This window comes from Streptomyces sp. NPDC048441 (assembly GCF_043200235.1).
Lineage (GTDB): Bacteria > Actinomycetota > Actinomycetes > Streptomycetales > Streptomycetaceae > Streptomyces.
The window spans coordinates 245,328-265,516 of sequence record NZ_JBICXM010000012.1; the positions used below are offsets into that span (position 1 = coordinate 245,328).

The 20,189-nt window shown below is 70.5% G+C and carries 20 protein-coding genes; 10 read left to right on the top strand and 10 right to left on the bottom strand.

Features of this window, described 5'->3' with window-relative positions; genetic code table 11:
- Positions 1-45: 45 nt before the first annotated feature.
- From ACGFSB_RS27980 to ACGFSB_RS28005, 6 genes are all read left to right on the top strand, one after another.
- A complete protein-coding gene (locus ACGFSB_RS27980) occupies positions 46-714 on the top strand; it encodes an amino acid ABC transporter permease (RefSeq protein ID WP_393404792.1) in 669 nt (222 codons plus the stop codon).
- On the top strand, positions 711-1,631 hold the full coding sequence (locus ACGFSB_RS27985; RefSeq protein WP_393404794.1) for an amino acid ABC transporter permease: 921 nt from the start codon (positions 711-713) through the stop codon (positions 1,629-1,631). The genes ACGFSB_RS27980 and ACGFSB_RS27985 overlap by 4 nt, the downstream gene beginning before the upstream one ends.
- Before the next feature lie 269 nt (positions 1,632-1,900).
- On the top strand, positions 1,901-3,553 hold the full coding sequence (locus ACGFSB_RS27990) for an FAD-dependent monooxygenase (protein WP_393404796.1): 1,653 nt from the start codon (positions 1,901-1,903) through the stop codon (positions 3,551-3,553).
- A 58-nt stretch (positions 3,554-3,611) separates the two neighbouring features.
- A complete protein-coding gene (locus tag ACGFSB_RS27995) occupies positions 3,612-3,683 on the top strand; it encodes a putative leader peptide (protein WP_309544753.1) in 72 nt (23 codons plus the stop codon).
- A 127-nt stretch (positions 3,684-3,810) separates the two neighbouring features.
- Positions 3,811-4,308, top strand: coding sequence for a cysteine dioxygenase (locus ACGFSB_RS28000; protein ID WP_393404798.1), 498 nt, complete (start codon positions 3,811-3,813; stop codon positions 4,306-4,308).
- Complete coding sequence (locus ACGFSB_RS28005) at positions 4,305-4,748, top strand: rhodanese-like domain-containing protein (protein WP_393404800.1); 444 nt, start codon at positions 4,305-4,307, stop codon at positions 4,746-4,748. The genes ACGFSB_RS28000 and ACGFSB_RS28005 overlap by 4 nt, the downstream gene beginning before the upstream one ends.
- 9 nt (positions 4,749-4,757) lie before the next feature.
- Here the strand turns inward: ACGFSB_RS28005 and ACGFSB_RS28010 are convergent, their stop codons facing one another.
- From ACGFSB_RS28010 to recA, 4 genes are all read right to left on the bottom strand, one after another.
- Positions 4,758-7,301, bottom strand: a complete 2,544-nt coding sequence (locus tag ACGFSB_RS28010; RefSeq protein ID WP_393404803.1) for an FtsX-like permease family protein — start codon at positions 7,299-7,301, stop codon at positions 4,758-4,760.
- On the bottom strand, positions 7,298-7,975 hold the full coding sequence (locus ACGFSB_RS28015) for a helix-turn-helix domain-containing protein (protein ID WP_393404806.1): 678 nt from the start codon (positions 7,973-7,975) through the stop codon (positions 7,298-7,300). The genes ACGFSB_RS28010 and ACGFSB_RS28015 overlap by 4 nt, the downstream gene beginning before the upstream one ends.
- A gap of 231 nt (positions 7,976-8,206) precedes the next feature.
- Complete coding sequence (gene recX / locus ACGFSB_RS28020) at positions 8,207-8,959, bottom strand: recombination regulator RecX (protein ID WP_393404808.1); 753 nt, start codon at positions 8,957-8,959, stop codon at positions 8,207-8,209.
- A gap of 3 nt (positions 8,960-8,962) precedes the next feature.
- Positions 8,963-10,096 carry a recombinase RecA gene (gene recA / locus ACGFSB_RS28025; RefSeq protein WP_393404811.1) on the bottom strand — a complete coding sequence of 378 codons (1,134 nt, stop codon included), beginning with the start codon at positions 10,094-10,096 and terminating at the stop codon, positions 8,963-8,965.
- A gap of 484 nt (positions 10,097-10,580) precedes the next feature.
- Between recA and ACGFSB_RS28030 the strand changes: the two genes are divergently transcribed.
- A complete protein-coding gene (locus ACGFSB_RS28030) occupies positions 10,581-11,345 on the top strand; it encodes a hypothetical protein (protein ID WP_393404902.1) in 765 nt (254 codons plus the stop codon).
- On the opposite strand, the gene ACGFSB_RS28035 is transcribed toward ACGFSB_RS28030, so the two are convergent.
- Positions 11,339-12,646 (bottom strand): AI-2E family transporter, encoded by a 1,308-nt coding sequence (locus tag ACGFSB_RS28035; RefSeq protein WP_393404814.1) that lies wholly within the window; start codon positions 12,644-12,646, stop codon positions 11,339-11,341. The genes ACGFSB_RS28030 and ACGFSB_RS28035 overlap by 7 nt on opposite strands.
- A gap of 104 nt (positions 12,647-12,750) precedes the next feature.
- Positions 12,751-12,945, bottom strand: a complete 195-nt coding sequence (locus ACGFSB_RS28040; RefSeq protein ID WP_393404817.1) for a DUF3046 domain-containing protein — start codon at positions 12,943-12,945, stop codon at positions 12,751-12,753.
- A 79-nt stretch (positions 12,946-13,024) separates the two neighbouring features.
- Between ACGFSB_RS28040 and ACGFSB_RS28045 the strand changes: the two genes are divergently transcribed.
- Positions 13,025-13,981, top strand: a complete 957-nt coding sequence (locus tag ACGFSB_RS28045) for a hypothetical protein (protein ID WP_393404819.1) — start codon at positions 13,025-13,027, stop codon at positions 13,979-13,981.
- On the opposite strand, the gene ACGFSB_RS28050 is transcribed toward ACGFSB_RS28045, so the two are convergent.
- Positions 13,952-15,151 (bottom strand): PucR family transcriptional regulator, encoded by a 1,200-nt coding sequence (locus tag ACGFSB_RS28050; RefSeq protein ID WP_393404821.1) that lies wholly within the window; start codon positions 15,149-15,151, stop codon positions 13,952-13,954. The two genes, ACGFSB_RS28045 and ACGFSB_RS28050, sit on opposite strands and share 30 nt — an antisense overlap.
- A 154-nt stretch (positions 15,152-15,305) precedes the next feature.
- Here ACGFSB_RS28050 and ACGFSB_RS28055 point away from each other — a divergent pair, with 154 nt between their 5' ends.
- Positions 15,306-16,685 carry an alkyl sulfatase dimerization domain-containing protein gene (locus tag ACGFSB_RS28055; protein WP_393404824.1) on the top strand — a complete coding sequence of 460 codons (1,380 nt, stop codon included), beginning with the start codon at positions 15,306-15,308 and terminating at the stop codon, positions 16,683-16,685.
- The gene (locus tag ACGFSB_RS28060; RefSeq protein WP_393404827.1) at positions 16,682-18,001 is read left to right on the top strand and encodes an MFS transporter; all 1,320 of its coding nucleotides are present in this window, start codon (positions 16,682-16,684) and stop codon (positions 17,999-18,001) included. The genes ACGFSB_RS28055 and ACGFSB_RS28060 overlap by 4 nt, the downstream gene beginning before the upstream one ends.
- Here ACGFSB_RS28060 and ACGFSB_RS28065 read toward each other — a convergent pair.
- The 3 genes from ACGFSB_RS28065 to ACGFSB_RS28075 are packed head-to-tail and all read right to left on the bottom strand — an operon-like array spanning position 17,991 to position 20,112.
- Complete coding sequence (locus ACGFSB_RS28065; RefSeq protein ID WP_393404830.1) at positions 17,991-18,299, bottom strand: AzlD domain-containing protein; 309 nt, start codon at positions 18,297-18,299, stop codon at positions 17,991-17,993. The two genes, ACGFSB_RS28060 and ACGFSB_RS28065, sit on opposite strands and share 11 nt — an antisense overlap.
- On the bottom strand, positions 18,296-19,195 hold the full coding sequence (locus ACGFSB_RS28070; protein ID WP_393404832.1) for an AzlC family ABC transporter permease: 900 nt from the start codon (positions 19,193-19,195) through the stop codon (positions 18,296-18,298). Before ACGFSB_RS28070 ends, ACGFSB_RS28065 begins: the two co-directional genes overlap by 4 nt.
- On the bottom strand, positions 19,171-20,112 hold the full coding sequence (locus tag ACGFSB_RS28075; RefSeq protein ID WP_393404835.1) for an AraC family transcriptional regulator: 942 nt from the start codon (positions 20,110-20,112) through the stop codon (positions 19,171-19,173). Before ACGFSB_RS28075 ends, ACGFSB_RS28070 begins: the two co-directional genes overlap by 25 nt.
- Positions 20,113-20,189 lie beyond the last annotated feature (77 nt).

Genomic DNA, 20,189 nt, shown 5'->3' on the forward strand with positions numbered 1-20,189 from the left:
CGGCGGCGTACCTCGCCATCACCACATGCGAGAGCGCGGGAGATCGTGTTCGACTTTCTTGAAGACTACGACTTGCTCAAGGCCTTCTGGATGACGGTGAAGCTCACCGTCTTCGCAGGAGTCGGTTCCTTGGTCTGGGGCACCCTGCTGGCCGCCTTCCGGGTCAGCCCGGTTCCGGTCATGCGCTGGTTCGGTACCGCATACGTCAACATCGTGCGGAACATCCCGCTGACCGTCATCATCGTGTTCAGCTCGCTGGGCCTTGCCGACGTCTTCGGCATCACCCTGGGCGCGGGCAACGACGTCGACGTCATGACCTTCCGTCTCGCGGTGCTCAGCCTCGGTGCCTACACGGCGGCGTTCGTGTGCGAGGCGGTGCGGTCCGGCATCAACACGGTGCCGGTGGGCCAGGCGGAAGCCGCACGCGCCCTCGGACTGAGCTTCAGCCAAGTCCTCGGTCTCATCGTGCTGCCGCAGGCTTTCCGCTCCGTGATCGGCCCCCTCACCAACGTACTGATCGCCCTGACCAAGAACACCACGGTCGCGGCGGCCATCGGCGTGGCGGAGGCGGCTCTGCTGATGAAGGAAATGATCGAGAATGAGGCGCAGTTGTTCCTCATCACCGCGGTGTTCGCCTTCGGGTTCGTGGTGCTGACCCTGCCGACGGGCCTCATACTCGGGTGGCTCGGCAAGCGTCTGGCGGTGAAGCGATGACCTCCGTCCTGTATGACGCTCCCGGGCCCCGTGCCAAACGGCGGAACGTCCTGCTCTCCGTGCTCTTCCTGGTTCTGCTGCTGCTGGGAATCTGGTGGGTCTGGGGCGCCATGTCCGACAAGGGGCAGCTGGAATGGGCCAAGTGGCAGCCCTGGCTCGCGGACTCCGAGTCGTGGACGACGTACCTGCTGCCAGGGCTCGCCAACACCCTGAAGGCCGCGGGTCTCGCGATGGTGATCGGCCTTCCGCTGGGCGCGCTCTTCGGAATCGCGCGGCTCTCCGATCACCGATGGGTCAGGATTCCTGCCGCAGTGGTCGTCGAGTTCTTCCGGGCGATCCCGGTGCTGATCCTGATGGTCTTCGCCAACCAGTTCTACTCGACGTCCTCCGACATCAGCGTCGACTCACGCCCGATGTACGCGGTGGTCACGGGCCTGGTGCTCTACAACGCCTCGGTGCTTGCCGAGATCGTACGGGCAGGCATTCTGTCGCTGCCCAAGGGACAGACAGAGGCTGCCAAGGCGATCGGCCTGCGCAAGGGCCAGACGATGGCGAGCGTGCTGCTTCCGCAGTCCGTGACCGCCATGCTCCCGGCGCTCGTCAGCCAACTCGTCGTCATCGTCAAGGACACCGCACTTGGCGGCGCGGTGCTCAGCTTCGCCGAGCTGCTCAACGGGCGGAAGACGGCGGCGTCGTACTACGCGAGCGTCATCCCCAGCTTCATCGTGGTCGCGTTGATCTACATCGTGCTGAACCTGCTGATCACCAGCCTGGCGTCCTGGCTGGAGCGGAGGATGCGGCGATCCAAGAAGAGCACGGGAGCTGTGGTGGGTCCCGAGGCTCTCGACAACCTGGAGACGATCGGTCCCAAGACGATCCGGATGGACCACGGTGAGAACAGCGGAGGCGGCGCCTGACCGCACAACCGTGACACGCAGGCAACCCTGGGGGCTGCCGTCCGGACGGACGGCAGCCCCCAGGGCGTTCACGACGGGCTCCTAAGAGCTCCACAGCCCGCCTCATCACTCGTACGCTCACCCTCACGCCGCAGCAGCAGACCGGCAACTTGACGCGGGTACCTGCCGATGGGTTGCATACGTTCTGTGATCGTGCACCGGGCTCCAACTGCCAGTTTCTGTACGTACGTCCAGCGCTCCCCGGCCCTCGCGGCGGGAGGGTACGCACTGTGGACCCGGTGATCGTCGTCGGCGCGGGGCCCGTAGGGCTCACGCTCGCCCTGGCTCTCGCGCGTCACTCCGTACCCACGGTCGTCCTCGACGAAGGGCCCGGTAAGGACGAACAAAGGCCCGCGCGGACCGTCATCCTGCGGGATGACACCGCGGCCCTCGTGGAGCGGCTCGCAGGTCACTCGTTCGGTGACCAGGAGTCCGGCGCGCGGTGGACCGGCTTGCGGTCCCTGCGGCGCAAGCAGCTGATGCGGGAGCTCACGTTCAGTGATGAGGCACCGGCTCCGTTGCATGTGCCCCAGCATGTGCTGACCGGCGCCCTGCGCGCGGCCATCGCCGAAGAGCGGCTTGTGAAAGTCGCGGTGGAGAGCAAGCTCGACTCCCTGGAGCAGGACGCGTCCGGGCTCACCGCCCATACGCGCGGGCCCAAGGACACCTGGTGGCGCGGCAGTTATCTGGTGGGCTGCGACGGGCCGCGGTCCACGGTGCGCAAGCTGCTCGACATCCGCTTTCCCGGGCGTACGGCTGTCGAGCGACACGCCGTGGCCGCGCTGCGTACGGAACTTCCGAGTCCCGGCGAGGCGTTGTTGCATCGGATGCCTCCGTGGCGCGGCGGTGGCACCGAGGTGACGGGCCGTCCGCTCGCCGGCAGGGTGTGGCGGCTCGACTGGCTGCTGCCGCCACGCGGTGAGCTCGTGACGCCCGACGCGCTCGTGGTGCGCATCCGCGAGACCCTCGCGGGCTGGTGCGGAGGATCCACGCCGCCGTACGAACTGCTCGACACGGGCGTGCACACCGTCCACCACCGGCTGGCCCGCCGGTGGCGGGTCGGCCGTGCCTTCCTCGCGGGGGATGCCGCGCATCTGCTCGGCGCGCTCGGTACGCAAGGGCTCGACGAAGGACTGCGGGACGCTGACAACCTCGCCTGGAAACTGGCGCTCGCCTGGCACCACGGTGGGCACGGCGCGCGGAGCTCCCTGCTCGACAGCTATCAGGCGGAGCGGCGGGCCTCCGTCGCCGCGCGCCTGCGCGCCGCCGACCAGTCGCTGCCGATACTGCGGGGCGGCGGAGGGCTGCGCGCGTACGTGCCGGGGACGGCGCGCGGGTACGACATGCTCCTCACGGACGGCCATGTGGGGCGCGGCCCTCTCGGTGCGCCCGGCTCGTACGCGGAATCACCGTTGGCGCCCGCGCCCTCCGAGTCCGAGACCGCGGTGGGCACGGAGCCGGGTGCGCCGGTCGCCGACGTGCCGGTGACGGCGCCCGACGGGGAATTGGTGTACCTGCGGGACCGGCTCGGCCTAGGGCAGCTGCTCGTCCTCCTCGTCGCGCCCGGCACGGTGGTGTGGGAGCGGCGACACTGGGTGACGGCCGGGATCATGCCCCGTCTCGCCGCCGCCGTCACGGCGCTGCCGCACCCCGCCGAACTGCTCGTCGCGGAGAGTTACCCGGGGGCCGCCGCGCACTCGGTGCTGCTCATCCGACCCGACGGCCACCTGGTCACCGCACTGAGCGGCGTGCGCCCCGCCGAGTTGTATACGGCGGCGGAGGCGGCGCTGGGAGGAGCGGTGCCGAAGCGGCGTGCGGACAGCGCGGAGGCAGCGGAAAAGGAGGAGAGTACGGCCGCCGCGAGTCGGCCGACCACACAGTGAGAAGGAGTTGACCGGCACGCAGCGTCATGGTCTACTCCGAAACGTGACCGACACCGATGTGCGCCTGTGGCGGAGGGTCCATATGGACCTCGTCCGCTATGCGGGCTGCGTGTGTCGTCCGTCCTGCTGAATTCGCCCTCGTCTCCACAGCGCGTTGCCGTTCCCTCGGCGCGCGCTTCCGCGAACTTCCAGGACGGGTCCCCGTGTCTACTTCTGCCTCCGCCACGTCTGCCTCTGCTACGCCTGCCTCCTCAGCGGTGACCGCACCCACCGCCGCGGAGCTCCTCGATTTCGTACGCCGTAGCGCCGCCGACCCCGAGCTCATCGCCTCCCTGCCGCTCGACCCCGAGGGCCGCACCTGGCTGCGTCTCGATGGACCGGGCGGCAGCGAAGCCTGGCTGATCGGCTGGCCGCCGGGCACCGGCACCGGCTGGCACGACCACGCCGAATCGGTCGGTGCCTTCCTCACCGCCGCGGGCACCCTCAGGGAGAACTCGCTCGCCGCCCGGCTGCCCACCGACGGCTGGAAGACCCTGGAGCTCACCGAAGGGGTGGATCGCGAACGGGAGTTGACGGTCGGCAAGGGCAGGGCCTTCGGGCAGAACCACGTGCATGAGGTCCTGAACGAGTCCACGAGCGAGCACGCCGTCTCCGTACACGCCTACTATCCGCCGCTGCCCCGCATCCGCCGCTACAGCCGCACGGGCGCGATCCTGCGCCTCGAGTCCGTGGAGCGCCCGGAGGACTGGCAGTGAGTGAGCATCCCACCACAGGTGAACGCCCCGTAGGCATCGATGAGTTGCTGGAGCGCGTGCGGCGCGATCTCGACCGGGTCACTCCCGAAGAGGCGCGCGACACCGCTGCCGCGGGGGGACTCCTGGTCGACATCCGGTACGCGGCCCTGCGTGAACGTGACGGCCTGATCCCCGGCGCGCTCGTCGTCGAGCGCAATGAACTGGAGTGGCGTCTCGACCCGCAGGGCAGTCACCGCGCCGCGGAGGCCGTCGGCCACGACCTGCGGGTCGTGGTGGTCTGCAACGAGGGCTACGCGTCGAGCCTCGCGGCCGTCTCCTTGCGGCAGTTGGGGCTGCGGCACGCGACTGACCTCGTCGGCGGATTCCAGGCGTGGAAGGCGGCGGGACTTCCTGTGGCCGCCGGGCCTCCTGTGACCGCCGGGCCTCCCGCCGCAGGGTGAGTGCTCCGCTCACTCCTTGGCCGTCGCCACCGTGACCGGGCGCGGCTTCAGCGCGGCGCGGCCAGGGAGCGCGGTCGCGGTGAGGGCGAGGAGAGCGGCGACAGCCACCACGGAGACGTACGCCAAGGGAATGACCGAAGGCGCCGCGCTGCCGGTCATTCCGACGCTGAAGGCGGTCAGGACGGCGAGCGCGACACCGCTGCCGATGACGGTGCCGATGAGCAGCACGGACAGCGCTTCGGTGCGCAACATGCCGAGGACCTGGCGGCGGCTGGCACCCGCGAGACGCAGCATCGCGAACTCGCGGATGCGCTCGGAGACCGACATCGCGAGGGTGTTGACGACGGCGATCGCGGTGAAGGCCAGAATGAGGCCCATGGCCAGGTAGTTCACCTCGGCGTTCGCCTGTCGGCTCTCGGCCTGGAGACGGTCGGCGGCGGCCGGAGCGAGGACCCGTACACCCGGGAACTTCTCGACACCTGCCGCGAGTTCTCCTTGCGTACGGTCGCTCTTGATCAGGACTGTGGCAGCGAGCGGGTTGTCGACGTGGCGGGCAACCAGGTCGTGCGCCATGGTCAGATCTCCGAACCCGAGCCCGCGTGCGTACACGGCGCTGACCTTGAGTGTGGTCTTCGTGCCGTCGCCGAGCGTGAGCTTCAGAGTGCTGCCGGGCTTCAAGTTGAGCTGGTCGGCGGCCAGTTCGCTGACGGCCACGTCGGCCTTGCCGAAGCCCTTCAGGGATCCGGCGGTGACATCCGGGTCCCAGGTGCGGGTGAGACCGGCCGTGGTGACGCCCTGCGCCGGGTACTTGTCGAGCCCCACGCGCACGGTGGTGCGGACGACCTCGGTGGCGGCGTCGACGCCTTCGGTCGTACGCAGCTTCCGCGCGGCCTGAGCCGGGACCCCGGGCCCCTGTGCCGCGAGGACCCAGTCGGCGCGGATGCCCTCGCGGGCCTGTGCGCGGGCCGCGTCACCGAGGGTGGGCTGGACGAACAGGACGGTGCAGGTCATGCCGGTGAGGAGGGCGAGCGGGGTGACGGCTGCCGCCATCCGGGCGGCGTTGCCTCGGAGGTTGGCGTGCGCGAGGCGGCCGCCGGGGCCGGAGAGCCGCAGCGGACCGCGCAGGACGGCTGCCGCGGCCCTGACCACGAGAGGGCCGAGGAGCGCGACGGCGGAGGAGAGGACCACCACGGCCAGGAACGTCACGGGGGTCGACGCGGGCTCGGTGCGCAGCACGCTGAGCACGGCGACGAGCACGACGCCTCCGGCGAGGACGACGAGCCCCGCGACGATGCGGCTCAACGGCAGCCCGGCACGCCCGACGCTCGCTTCCGCGAGGGCTTCGGCCGGGCGGATACGGGCGATGCGGCGCGCCGATATACGGGCGGCTGCCCAGGCTCCGAGCAGCGTCGTGCCCACCGCGGCGAGGAGCGGGAAGATGCTCACGGTCCGCTCCAGAGTGGCGGGGACGGCACCCAGGTCCACGAACTTGCCGTGCAGCCAGCCGCCGAGCGGGATTCCGGCGAGCGAGCCGACGATGCCCGCCGCCGCACCGACGATCAGGGCCTCGCGGCCGAGGAGCCCGCGGATCTGCTTCGGGGTGGCGGCGATGGCGCGGAGCAGGGCCAGTTCGCGGTGGCGCTGCTGCACGGAGAGGGCGAAGGTGCCGACGACCACGAGGATGGCGACGAGGAGGGAGGTGCCGCCCATCGCGCCGCCCATGCTGACCAGTTTGACGCGGGCGCCCGCCGCGTCGAGGAACTCCACGGGTCCACGTTCGTCGCCGGTGCTGACCTGCGCCTTCGTACCGACGAGGGCATCTGCGACCGCCTGCTTGAGGTCGCCAGTGCCGACGCCCTTGGCCGGTACGACGCCGAGAGTGGTGACCTGGCCGGGGTGCGCGGCGAGCCGCTCGGCCTCTCCCGTGGAGAAGAAGAGCGACGTCTGGTGGGGCAGGGCGGCTTCGGCGGGGGCCGCGACACCGGTGATGCGATAGGTGCGCGGGGCCTGCGTCGACTGGACGGTGAGGCGGTCGCCGGTCTTGAGGTGGGCGCGCTCGGCGAAGTCGCGGTCGATGACGAGGTCGGCTGCGGCGCGCGGGGCCTTGCCCTCGTCGAGGAGGAAGGGGGTCAGCGCGGCCGACTGCCAGGCGTGGCCGTACACGGTCTTGTCTGTGAGGTCTGCGGCGGCCGGGGTCAACGGCGCGGCGAGGAAGGTGAGTTCAGGGACGACTCTGCCGACTCCCGGCACGCCTTTGAGCTTGTGCGCGATGCCGTCCGCCAGCCAGGCTCGCTCGGCGATCGGCTTGGCCTTGTGCTTGACCTTGGTCTTGCCCTTCTTGTGCTTGACCGTGGTCTGGTGGACGTTCTGGTCGGCGGAGACGATCACGGGGGCCGCGGCGTAGCGCTCGGTCCGGATGGTGCCGCGCAGGCCGGTCTCCAGGAGGGTGCCGCAAGCCGTGATGAGCGCGGCGGCACACATCAGCGCCAGGAAGGCACCGAGGAAGCCACCCTTCCGGTCTCGGACGGTCTGCAGTGCGTAGCGCAGCATCATGGTGTCGCCTCGGGCTCAGGGGTGTGGGTGGGCGCGGGTTCGTCGGTCGGTGTGGGTTCGTCGGTCGGCGCGGGCGCGGGGAAGGCCAGGAGCCGGGTGAGCACGGTGCGGGCGTCGGCCGGCGTTTCGGCGTCGGGGCGCTTGTAGCGGTTGAGCAGGGCGATGTACTCCTCGAAGAACTCGCGGAGTTCGGGGAGCGTCAGCCGGATCGTGCCGCGCGAGTACGGAAACGCATCGGCCCACTCGCCCGGTTCGGGGCCGGCGTCCCGCTGCAATTGCTCGAAGAGCTCCAGGTCGGCGGCGTACGAGAGGTGGTTCAGCTCGTCCATGACGAGCCGCGTCTCGGCGTTCTGCTTGCTGCGCGGCGGGAAGCGCCGGTCGCCGGGGATCGCACGCCACCAGCGTTCGCGTCCATGCCCAGCGCCCGTCCCCGTCTCAGTTCCCGTCCCCGTGGTCTCCTCGACGAAGCCGTAGCGGGCGAGTTCGCGCAGGTGGTAACTGGTGGCCCCGGTGTTGAGGTCGAGAGCCCTTGCGAGCGTCGCGGAGGTGGCCGGGCCGTGCACGGTGAGGTGCTGCAGCATCTGCTGCCGCCGTGGCTGCGCGAGCGCCTTGAGGACGCGGAGGTCGCTCAGTTCCTCCGGGGCGCCGTCGGTCGTGCCGGGTTCCTTTGCCATGCGTACACAGTCGCCTGTGCACAGGTTCCTTTGCAGTCCGGTGGACCGGCGTCTTCAGTGGGGGGTTAACCCCACCCCCTGGGAGGAGAAGGGGAGTTGATGGGCCGCCTCGCAGGGACTCACCCCCCTCGGCACCCGCAAAACGCGAAACACGAAAGGGCCGGGCCCGCGGTTCGCACCGCACTGCCCGGCCCCGACCTGAGCCCCACCCCCGCGAGGGCCCTGGTCAGCTCAACCCCCGTCGTACTCCAAGTCCCCCGTGTCCTCGCCCTCTTCCTCGAGTGCCTGCCGGACGATCCGGAGCGCCAGGCCTTCCGAGTAACCCTTGCGGGCGAGCATGCTCGCGAGGCGTCGCAGCCGCTTGTCGCGGTCGAGGCCCCGCGTGGAGCGGAGCTTTCGGGCGACGAGCTCGCGTGCGGTCGCTTCCTCCTGCTCCGAATCGAGCTGTCCGACGGCCTCCTCGATCAGCATGGCGTCCACGCCTTTCGTACGCAGCTCCTGCGCGAGTGCTCGTCTGGCCAGGCCCCGGCCGTGGTGCCGGGACTCCACCCACGCGCCCGCGAAGGCTCCGTCGTTGATCAGGCCGACCTCTTCGAAGCGGGTCAGTACTTCCTCCGCCACATCCTCCGGGATCTCCCGCTTGCGCAGCGCGTCCGCCAGCTGTTTGCGCGTGCGTGGGGTCCCGGTGAGCAGGCGCAGACAGATCGCCCGTGCCCGCTCACCCGGATCCTCCGTAGGCGGCTCCCCCTTCTCGGCCCTCGACGAGGAAGGGGGGCCGCTGTCCTGATGACCACTGCCCTGACCGTCACCGAAGCCGCCACGTCGTCGGCGACGGCCCTTGCTCCGGCCGCCGCCTCCGCGGAAGCCGGTGCCGTCACCACTCTGATCGGCGCCGCCCTGATCCCCACCGTCCGCGAGGCCCTGACTCGCGGGGTCGGTGTGGTACTCAGGGGCGACGTCCGCCCAGTCGGTTCGCCGCGTCATGGGCTAGCTCTTGGCCGCGACGGCCTTGGGCTTGGTGGCCTTGGCCGCCGGTGCGGGCACCGTCTTGGCGGCGTCATCGGCCGCGCCAGGCGCACCCGCCGCGTCCTTGCCCGGCTCAGCGGTCGGCTCCTCCGTCTTCGGCTTCACGCCGACGCCCAGCTTCTCCTTGATCTTCTTCTCGATCTCGTCGGCGAGATCGGGGTTGTCCTTCAGGAAGTTACGGGCGTTCTCCTTGCCCTGACCGAGCTGGTCGCCTTCGTACGTGTACCAGGCGCCCGCCTTGCGGACGAAGCCGTTGTCCACGCCCATGTCGATCAGGCCGCCCTCGCGGCTGATGCCATGGCCGTAGAGGATGTCGAACTCGGCCTGCTTGAAGGGCGGCGCGACCTTGTTCTTGACGACCTTGACGCGGGTGCGGTTGCCGACCGCGTCGGTGCCGTCCTTCAGGGTCTCGATGCGGCGGATGTCGAGACGCACCGAGGCGTAGAACTTCAGCGCGCGGCCACCGGTCGTGGTCTCCGGGGAGCCGAACATCACACCGATCTTCTCGCGGAGCTGGTTGATGAAGATCGCGGTGGTCTTGGACTGGTTGAGCGCGCTGGTGATCTTCCGGAGCGCCTGGCTCATCAGGCGGGCCTGCAGACCCACGTGCGAGTCACCCATCTCGCCCTCGATCTCCGCGCGCGGCACCAGGGCCGCGACGGAGTCGATGACGATCAGGTCGAGGGCGCCGGAGCGGACCAGCATGTCGACGATCTCGAGCGCCTGCTCGCCGTTGTCCGGCTGGGACAGGATGAGGTTGTCGATGTCGACGCCGAGCTTCTTCGCATACTCGGGGTCGAGGGCGTGCTCGGCGTCGATGAAGGCCACCGAGCCGCCCGCCCGCTGGGCATTGGCCACGGCGTGCAGGGTCAGGGTCGTCTTACCGGAGGCCTCCGGTCCATACACCTCCACCACACGGCCGCGCGGGATGCCGCCGACGCCGAGCGCGACGTCGAGCGCGGTCGACCCGGTGGGGATGACCTCGATGGGCTCGTTCGGCCGCTCGCCCATGCGCATCACTGCGCCCTTGCCGAACTGTCGTTCAATCTGTGCGAGCGCGGCTTCGAGTGCCTTCTCGCGGTCGGTTCCTGCCATGGGTTCCACCCGATTTGCTTGTGTCGATCGCTTCACGTCAATGACGCTAGCGCCTGCCACTGACAATCCGCCCCGATGCCCGTCCGGCCTGTGGATAACTCGAGGCGATCACCCCGCCGAAATCCGCCGGAGCCCCAGGGATCCCCCCGCGAAAACCCCGGGAAAAAGCCGCCAGACACCCAATGAGAATGGATGTTCGATTTTGGTGTCAAGCGCACCACGCGGCTCCACCGAGAGTACGGAGCGGAACGGTCCGCCGGGCGCACATCCGCCCTCCGACCCTCCGCGTCATGCCCCTACCCCTCCTCGCCCTGGGGCTACTCCCCCGGGCGTACAGGCGGTGTCTTCGGCCGGACGACGACCGACGGGCGCCTTCCCCGACAGGCTTGCTCTCATGGAAAGCCACACCGGAACACCTCATCGAACCGTCACCGCCACGCTCGCCGTGCCGCGCATCGGTGGCGCGAAGGCGGTCCGTGCCTGGATGGGTTCGCTCACCGCCCGGTGGCGCTCCGCGCGCCCGGCCGAACGCGTCAGCTGCGCGACCGGCGCCGTCCTGATCCTCTCGGGCCTCGCGCACCTGCTGGTCTTCGCGGTCGACGGTGGCCCATGGGAGGGCCCCGTCTCCTGGCGCAAGCCCGTCACCTTCGGGCTCTCCTTCGGCCTGACACTGATCGCCGTCGTCTGGGTGACGTCGTATCTGCGCATGGGGAGCCGTACCCGGACCGCGCTCCTCGTTCTCTTCGCCGCGGACTGCGTCCTCGAGGTCGGCGGAATCACGCTTCAGGCGTGGCGGAAGGTGCCCTCGCATCTCAACATGGAGACCGGGTTCGACTCGGCGGTGTCCATGTCCCTGGCGGTGGGCGGCGGAATCCTCGTCGTCCTGCTGTCGGCGTTCGCGGTCGTCTCCTTCCGGCACCGGCCCGGCGGACCCACGGGGATGCCGCTCGCGCTCCGGTCCGGCTTCGCCATCCTGCTCGTCGCCCTCGCGTCGGGCGCCGCGATGATCGCGCGGGGCGTGTTCCTGACCCGGACCGGCCACCAGGAGTCGGCATACCACTCCACAGCGGCGCTCAAGCCCCTGCACGGAGTGAGCCTGCACGCCGTCCTGGTCCTGCCCGCGCTCGCCTGGCTGCTGTCCCGCACCCCCTGGGACGAGCGGACGCGGCAGCGGATGATGACGGCGGCGGTCGGCTGCTACGTGGTGGCCGTTCTCGCCGCCGGCGTCTGGGCGATCATCACCTACTGACGCTCGCCCGAAGCGGAATCCGGCCCCGACCCCGAAGCGGAATCTGAACCCGAAGCCTCCGCCTCCGACGCCGCCCCCGGCTGGTTCGGTCCTTGCAGAGCACGCCGCACGCGCGCGATGAGGGATGCTCCGCCCCTGCTCCGGTGCCCGTGGACGCGGGGGTCGTCCGTGACGTCGTACCGCTTCACGTACGCCCCCAGGAACGCCTGCAGGGTCGCGACCGCCGGGATGGAGATCAGCGCGCCGACCGCGCCGAGGAGTGCCGTGCCCGCGATGACCGACCCGAAAGCGACCGCCGGATGGATGTCCACGCTCTTGGCGGTGAGCTTGGGCTGCAGTACGTAGTTCTCGAACTGCTGATAGACCACTACGAAGATCAGCACCCACAGCGCGTACCAGGGATCGACCGTGAAGGCGATCAGCATCGGCAGCGCGCCCGCCAAGTACGTGCCAATGGTGGGGATGAACTGCGAGACCAGACCGACCCAGACCGCGAGCACGGGTGCGTACGGCACGCTGAGGGCCGCGAGCAGGATGTAGTGCGCGACTCCGGAGATCAGCGCCATCAGGCCGCGCGAGTAGAGATAGCCGCCGGTCTTGTCGACCGCGATCTCCCAGGCCCGGAGCACCTCGGCCTGCCGGGCGGGCGGCAGCACGGAGCAGAGCGCGCGCCGCAGCCGCGGCCCGTCGGCCGCGAAGTAGAACGAGAACAGCAGGACCGTCAGGAGCTGGAAGAGGCCTCCGAGGACCTGCGCCGATACGTCCAGGACGCCGCTGGCGCTGTTCTGCACGTACTTCTGCAGCCAGTCGGAGTGGACCAGGCTGTCCTGGACCTCGACCCGCGAGAGCTCCGTGTGGAACGTCTGGTTGATCCAGCTGATGACCTTGTCGAGGTAGTCGGGGAAGTCCTCGACCATGTCCACGATCTGGCCCGCGAGCATCGACCCCATCAGTGTGACGAAGCCCGCGCTCGCGATGAGCACGCCGAGGAAGACCAGGAAGGTGGCGAAGCCCCTGCGCAGCCCGCGCGCGGCCATCCAGCTCACCGCGGGCTCGACCGCGAGCGCCAGGAAGAACGCGATCAGGATGTTGATCAGCAGCCCGGTCAGCTGGTGGAAGGCCCAACTGCCCAGCTGGAAACAGGCGATGAGCGCGAGGGCGAGCACCATGGCGCGTGGCAGCCAGCGCGGCATGCTTGCGCCGCGCCCTGCCTCGGCCCCGTTCGGGGGCTGCGCGGGCGGCGCCGTGCCGAGCGGAGTTACGTCCTGAATGACCTGCGCGGTCTCGTCTGTCGATGCCACGGTGCCAGTCTCGCCCACGCCACCGACATTCGGCCGCCGCCCCCACGTCTTCGCGCTCACCGGCGCTCGTGGCGGCCGGCGTAAGGCGGCGAAGTGTCCGCAGGTCAGCGCCTTTCAGCCGGTACGTCCATCGCCGCGCACACCACGCGCCAGACGTCCTTGGCGTCCCACCCCGCGTCCAGCGCTTGATGGACGGTTCGCCCACCGAGCTCGGCCATCACGTGATCGCGAGCGAAGGAGTCGGCGTACGCCGCTCCGAAGTGGTCCGCCATCCGCTCCCAGAACACCGTCAACCGCATGCCTTCAGTATCGCGCCCTTGAGAGTGCAGCCGGACCCGGGGGGCTTACCGAAGAGGCTTTCCGGCCTACGGTCTGTGCATGGCCGAAACCGGAGCATCCCCGCACGCCGCGCTCTCACCGGTCGCACGTGCCGAGCACTTCATCTGGCTCACCGCGCGTGTCCTCGAGCAGCGGCGGTTCGCGTATCACTTCCTGAGCGGCACGGGCGGCCTCGGTGCCGCCGAGGCCGCCGACGCGGTCGAGACCGCCCTGGCCGCGTACGGCAACGAGGACGGCGGGTACGGCCACGCGCTCGAGCCCGATCTGCGCGGCCCCGTCAGCCAGCCCCTGCACACCGGGCATGCGCTGCGCGTCCTGGACTCGATCCGGCGCTGCGGCGGCCAGCGGGTGGAGCGTGTGTGCCGCTATCTGACCTCGGTGTCGACATCGGACGGCGCCCTGCCTGCGATCCATCCGAGCCAGCGCGGCTATCCGTCGGCGCCGTTCGTGCCGGTGGTGGACGATCCGCCGAGCGAACTCCTCGCCACGGGGCCGGTGGTGGGCCTGCTGCACCGCAACGAGGTGTGGCACGCCTGGCTGTTCCGGGCCACGGACTTCTGCTGGGCCGCCGTCGAGTCCCTCGAGAAGTCACATCCGTACGAGATCCAGGCGGCCGTCACCTTCCTCGACGGCGCACCTGACCGCCCGCGCGCGGAGGCGGCCGCCGACCGGCTCGGCAGGCTCGCGCGGGACCAGCGCCTCGTGGCGCTCGACCCCGAGCGCCTCGACGCGTACCCGGTCGCGTCCGGCTACGCACCGGGAGAGCACCATTTCGTCTACGACTACGCGAAGGCACCCGAGTCGCTCGCGCGCGCGTGGTTCACGGATGAGGAGCTGGCCCGCTCCCTGGACCACCTCGAGCAGGACCAGCAGGAGGACGGCGGCTGGCCTGTCCGCTGGCGGCAGTGGGCGCCTGGCACCGCTCTCGAAGCACGTCCGATGGTCACCATCGAGGCGCTGCGCACGCTACGGGCGTACGGGCGGTCCATCGGCTGACGAGGCTTCGTCTGACTCCCGCAGCAGCAGGGCCGCGATGGCGAGTGCGATGCCGCGCGGCGCCGACAGGTCGATGCCCGTGCGTTCGCCGATCTTCGCGAGCCGGTTGTCGACGGTGTTGGGGTGCAGACCGAGGGCTGCGGCGGTCGCTCTGCGCTCCTGCTGATGGGCGAGGTGGGTGCGCAGCGTCTCCAGCAGCTCGGGTCGGTCGGCGACCGGGTCGAGCAGGGCGCGGATGAGGTGGCTGCTCTCGTTGCGGCGGGAGAGGTGGTACTCCAGCAGGACGTCGTCCATGCGGTGCAGTCCCGGCGCCATCCCGCACGCGCGCGTGATGCGCAGTATCTCCGTCGCGGTACGCGCGGCGCCGGTCACGGCCTCGGGCCCGGCCGCGTCCACGGCGGCCACGCGCACGGGAAGGTCGCAGACCTTGCTCAAGCGGAGCGGCAGATCATCGGGAGGACGGCACTCCTTGGGCACGACGACCCGGCCGCCGTCGGCTTCGAGGAGCGCGAGGACTTCTGCGTCGAAGGCATGGTCCAGGGCGCTCTGTACGCGCCGCAGACGCCGCCGCACCGCCACTGGGCCTTCCGCGGGCGCTCCGTCGAAGCCGACCGCGAGGACGAGCGCGGGACCGGCGAGGCTCAGTTGGCCGAGGAGCACGTGGCCGGGCGGCACCATCCCGTCGAGCAGACCGCGCACCAGGGAGCTCCGCTGGGCCCGCTGCTCGGCCTCCAGCGCGAAGCGCTCGTCCAGGTAGGTCTCGGCCACGGCCCCGACGATGGCGGGGTGTGACTGCAACAGCACGTCGACGAGTTCGACCAGGGCCGCTTCCTCGCCGGGACGTGCCACGTCGCGCAGCGCCTGCCACAGGACGTAGACCCCCAGGGCATGCGTACGCAGCAGCAGGTGCAGCGGCATACCTTCTTCCGCGCGCTGAGCGGCCCGCTCCCGGAAGAGCCGGTGGCTGACGGGCTGATCGGTGACGTGGCGCAGGAAGAGGCGCACTCCGTGGCGTGCGGTCGCGGCTATCTCGAGGTCCTTCACATCGTCGGGGAGCTCGGCATAACCGGGCAGCTCCTCGAACGACTCGCGGGCCATCCGGCGCGCCAGTTCATTGACCCGGGGCTCGCAGCGCGCCGCGAGGGACCTTGCTTCGGAGGAAAGCGCCACGGTGTCTCCTCTCCCGGGAGCGGGGTCGCGGTTGTGACGCGTCACATTACCCACGGGACCTGTGTGTGACCGGAGGCGGTGTTCGATCTCATAGCAGGGCCCGAAACTCGTGAGCTGTGGCCATCCGGCACACCACACACGAGGAGCCGCGGACATGACCGAGCACAAGGCAGCGGACTATTCCGAGTACATCGACCGGGTCTGGCGGAGCGAGGAGACACTCCTTGCCCACCTCACCGGCGCGTACACCGGGGACGAGCTGGTGCGGCTGCGCGAACGGGTGGGGTTCTTCCCGGCGTTCGCGAATGTCGCGGTGTTCGACACGGGCGACGGGGTGGTGCTCGTCGACTCGGGCGACTTCCGTACGGCGCAGCAATTGCACACCGCGGTCGGCGGCTTCGGGGCGGGCCCTGTCCGCTCCGTGGTGTACACGCACGGCCATGTGGACCACGTCTTCGGAGTGTTCCCCTTCGACCAGGAGGCCGCGGCCACGGGCGGTGAACCGCCGGAGGTGATCGCCCACGAAGGCGTCACCGCGCGCTTCGACCGCTACATCCGGACCGCCGGGTACAACTCCTGGATCAACCGCAAGCAGTTCGGTGTGCCCTCCCTGGAGTGGCCCACCACCTACCGCTACCCCGACACCGTCTACCGGGACCGCCACACCGTGCGCCACGGCGAGCTGACCTTCGAGCTGGTCCACGCGCGCGGGGAGACCGACGACCACACCTATGTGTGGATACCGGAGCTCAAGACGCTGTGCACGGGCGACCTGTTCATCTGGAACTCGCCGAACGCGGGCAACCCCCAGAAGGTGCAGCGCTACCCGGAGGACTGGGCGCACGCCCTGCGCGCCATGCAGGAACTCGGCGCCGAACTGCTGCTCCCCGGCCACGGCGTCCCCATCGTGGGCGCCGATCGCGTGCACCAGGCGCTCGACGACACCGCGCGGCTCCTGGAGTCGCTGTGCGAGCAGACCAGGGCGCTGATGAACGCGGGGCACCGCCTGGACGCCGTCATCCACGGTGTGGAGGTCCCTGAGGAACTCCTCGCGAAGCCGTACCTCCATCCCGCCTATGACGAACCGGAGTTCGTCGTACGCAACCTCTGGCGGCTCTGGGGCGGCTGGTACGACCAGAATCCCGCGCACCTCAAGCCCGCTCCGGAGGCTGCGGTCGCCGTCGAGTTCGCGAAGGCCGCCGGTGGTGCCCACGTCCTGGCGCAGCGGGCGGCGCGGCTACTGGTCGACGGCGAGCTGCGCCTTGCCGCGCATCTGGCAGAGACGGCCGCCCTCGCCGCACCGGGCGACGTCGAGGTGGCACGCGTGCGTGCCGAGGTGTACGCGCTGCGTGCACTCCAGGAGACATCGACCATGGCGCGCGGCGTCTTCAACTGGGCGGCCGCAGAGTCGGCCGCGGTGGCCGAAGGCACGGATCTGGAGACGGAGTTGACGCGCACTCCGGAGGGGCGCCAGCGTGCCTCCGGGGCGATCAGTGTCGGTGTGGTCGACGACGAAGACGGTTGCTGCGGGTGAGCGGGGCCTGGCGGACCACGTGGCTGCTCCTGGCCTTCATGGTCGTGAACTTCGCCGACAAGGCGGTCCTGGGGCTCGCGGGACCGGAGATCCGGGCGGACTTCGGCATCAGCCGCCAGGAGTTCGGCATCGCGCAGTCGGCGTTCTTCGCCCTGTTCTCGGTGGCGGCGCTCGTGGTCTCCGCGCTGACCCGGAGGGTGCGGACGACCCCGCTGCTCCTCGTGCTCGCGCTGATGTGGTCGGCCGCCCAGCTGCCGATGCTGTGGGGCGCGGCGGGGTTCGGCACCCTGCTGGCCACGCGGGTGCTGCTGGGCGCGGCCGAGGGGCCCGCATCGCCGGTCGCCATGCACCACGTGCACGGCTGGTTCCCGCAGCGCGAGCGTGCGCTGCCGACGGCGATCCTGCTGGTCGGCGCGGCGGCCGGAGTGGCTGTCGCCTCGCCCGTGCTGACCTGGGTGATCACCCACTGGGGCTGGCGCTGGTCATTCGGCGTGGTGGGTCTCGTCGGCCTGGCCTGGGCGGCTGTCTGGCGGACCTGGGGTGCGGAGGGGCCGCTCGCACCGCCGGTCGGCAAGGGGGCAGCCGCGACGGCAGGAGCACCCTCAGTAGAAGCGGCAGGAGCGCCCTCCGTAGAGGCGGACAACGTCCCGTTGCGCCGCATCCTTCTGTCGGGCTCCTTCGTGACGGCCGCTTTCGGCGCCTTCGCGGCGTACTGGCTGATGAGCACCCTGCTGACGTGGTCACCCGACTACTTGGAGAGCGTCGTCGGCTGGAACCTCCATCAGGCGGGCACGCTGGTGGGCGTGGGCGCCCTCGCCAACGGCGCGGTGCTGCTCGTCCACGGCCTGCTCGCGCAGCGCACCGCGCGGCGGGGCGGCACGGCCCGGCTGCCGGTGGGCGCGGGAGCCGGGCTGCTCATGACGGTGTCGGGCTGCGCCGTAGCCACGTTCGGAACGACGGAGTCCATGTGGATCAAGGTGCCGCTGATGATGGGCCCGATGGCCATGGCCATGGTGATGCTCACCGTGGCCACGACGTCCTGCGCACGGATGACACCGCCCTCCCGACGAGGCCTCGTCCTCGGCGTGCTGACCTTCGTCTACGCGCTCGGCGGGATCCTGTCCCCCTTGGTTCTGGGTGGCATGGTGGACCGCGCGGCCACGGTGTCGGCAGGCTACGAGCACGGCTGGCTGCTGACATCTGCCCTCCTGCTGGCCGCCGGCGTCCTCGCGGCGCTCTTCTGCCGTCCGGAGAGGACAGCCCGGCGTCTCGGGGTCCCTGAGGCGCCAGGGACGGCGGTGGCGGTCAGCCCGTGAGTGCCCGCACCCCCGCGGTGACGACCACGGCCGCCCCGATGACGACGAGGAAGGGGGCGCGCAGCACCAGCGCCACGGCCGCCGCCGCGAGCCCCACGGCCTTGGCGTCGAGCTCAAGGACCCGGCCCTCGGCGAAGGCCTGCTGGGCGGTGAGCGCGGCGAGCAGCGCCACGGGGAGCAGGGCGGCCATGCGTTTGACGAGCGGGCGCTCCAGGGCGCCCGCGGGTACCAGCAGGCCGGCGAGCTTGACGAGGTAGCAGCCGACGAAGGTCACGCCGATCGCGATCCAGATGTTCAACGGTCTTCCCCTCCGGCTTCGTCGGAGCGTGCGGCTTCCGCTTCGTCGGAGCGTGCGACGTCCGCTTCGTCGGAGCGTGCGACGTCCGCTTCGTCGGAGCGTGCGACGTCCGCTTCGTCGGAGCGTGCGACGTCCCTGGTGGCGGCCTTGCGGCCCTCTACGTGGAGCACGGCCGGCACGGCGAGCGCGGCCACCAGGACCGGCACCCCAGCAGGCAGCACCGGCAGCAGACCGAGCCCCAGGAGGACGGCGATTCCCGCGACGGCCCGCTCCGTAGCCGTACGCAGCATCGGCGCGAGCAGCGCCAGGAAGACCGCGGGCCCCGCCGCGTCGAGCCCCCACGCGTCGGTGTCACCGATCGCTTCGGCACCGAGCGCGCCCAGGAGCGTGGTGAGGTTCCACAGGACGTACAGGGTCAGCCCCGTGACGGTGAAGCCGATGCGGGCGCTACGCCGTGTGGGCTGCGCGAGCGAGACAGCGGTCGTCTCGTCGATGACCCAGTGGGCGGCGAAGGGACGCACCGCGCGCGGGAGGGCAAGCAACTGCGAAAGGCGCAGTCCGTAGAACGCGTTGCGTACGCCGAGGAAGAAGGCGCCCGCCGCCGCGGTGAACGGATTCCCGCCGCCCGCGAGTGCGCCGACCAGCGCGAACTGTGAGGCGCCGGTGAAGACCAGCAGGCTGAGCGCGCAGGTCTGCAGGACGGTGAGGCCGCTTCCGGCCGAGGTCACTCCGAAGGCGAAACCGGAGAGTCCGACGGCGATGCCGACGCCGAGTGCGTCGCGGACGACAGCGGAGTCGGCCTTCTCCGGTGCGCGGTCGCCCGGCCCGAGTCCAGCTCCACCCGTGTCTGCGGGAACGCCGGCGGATTCGTCTACAGGGGTCGTCTGTTCTGCCACACGCCGGACGGTACGAGCAGGGCCCGTTCCCCGTCTTGTACGTTCTTGCGCTCGCGTACGTTCTTGCGCTCGCGTACGTCCCTGTGCTCGCGTACGTTCCTGCGCTCGCGCTGGTACGCCCCGGGCGGCACCCCCACGATGCGTGTGAAGTGCCGGTTCAAGTGCGGCTGGTCCGTGAAGCCGACCGCGACGGCCGCTTCGGCGGGCGTCGTTCCCGCGTCCAGGAGGCGCCGCGCGGCGCGCACACGCGCGTCGGTGAGCCATGCGTGCGGCGGCATCCCATACGCGTCGCGGAAGGCGCGCAGCAGGCCGAAGGGACCGACGCCGAGATCGGTGGCGAGCCGCTCCAGGCTGGGTGGGTCGGCGAGCCCCTCCTCAAGGACGCCACGCGCGCGTGCGGCGATCCCGGCTCCCGCCGTGCGCACGGTGCGCTCAGGGAGGCGTCCGCCGTTCAGCCGCAGCAGCCTGGTCACGGCCACCCGCAGGAAAGTGTCAGCGGCGAGCGCGTTGCCCTCCTCCGCCGCACGCAGCACCCGGTGGACGAGGGTCACGGAGTACGGATCGTCGAGCACCGGACGGATGAAGCCGGGGGTCCCGCGGATACTGGTGGTCTCGGCCGCGATGGCGGTGACCAGCTCCGGCGACGGATAGACCGCCCCGTACTCCCAGCCCTCGGGCACACCGGCCCGGCCCGTGTGCATGGTGTCGGGGTTGATCAGGGCGAGGGTTCCCGGTCCGGCGTGCTGATCGGCGCCGCCGTGGTGGAAGACGTCGACGCCCTCGGCGATCGCGGCGATCACGAAGTGCTCGTGGGTGTGCCGCACGAACGTCTTGCGGATGTAGTGGGCCCGCAGCAGATCGACCCCGGGCAACTCCGCGTACCGCCAGTGCCGTGCCTGCTCCGCCGAACCCGCCATGACCCCATTCTGCGACAGCCGTGCAAACCCTTTTCCGCAGGTCGGCGCCGTTGTCAGTGGCGGGGTGCACGATGGGG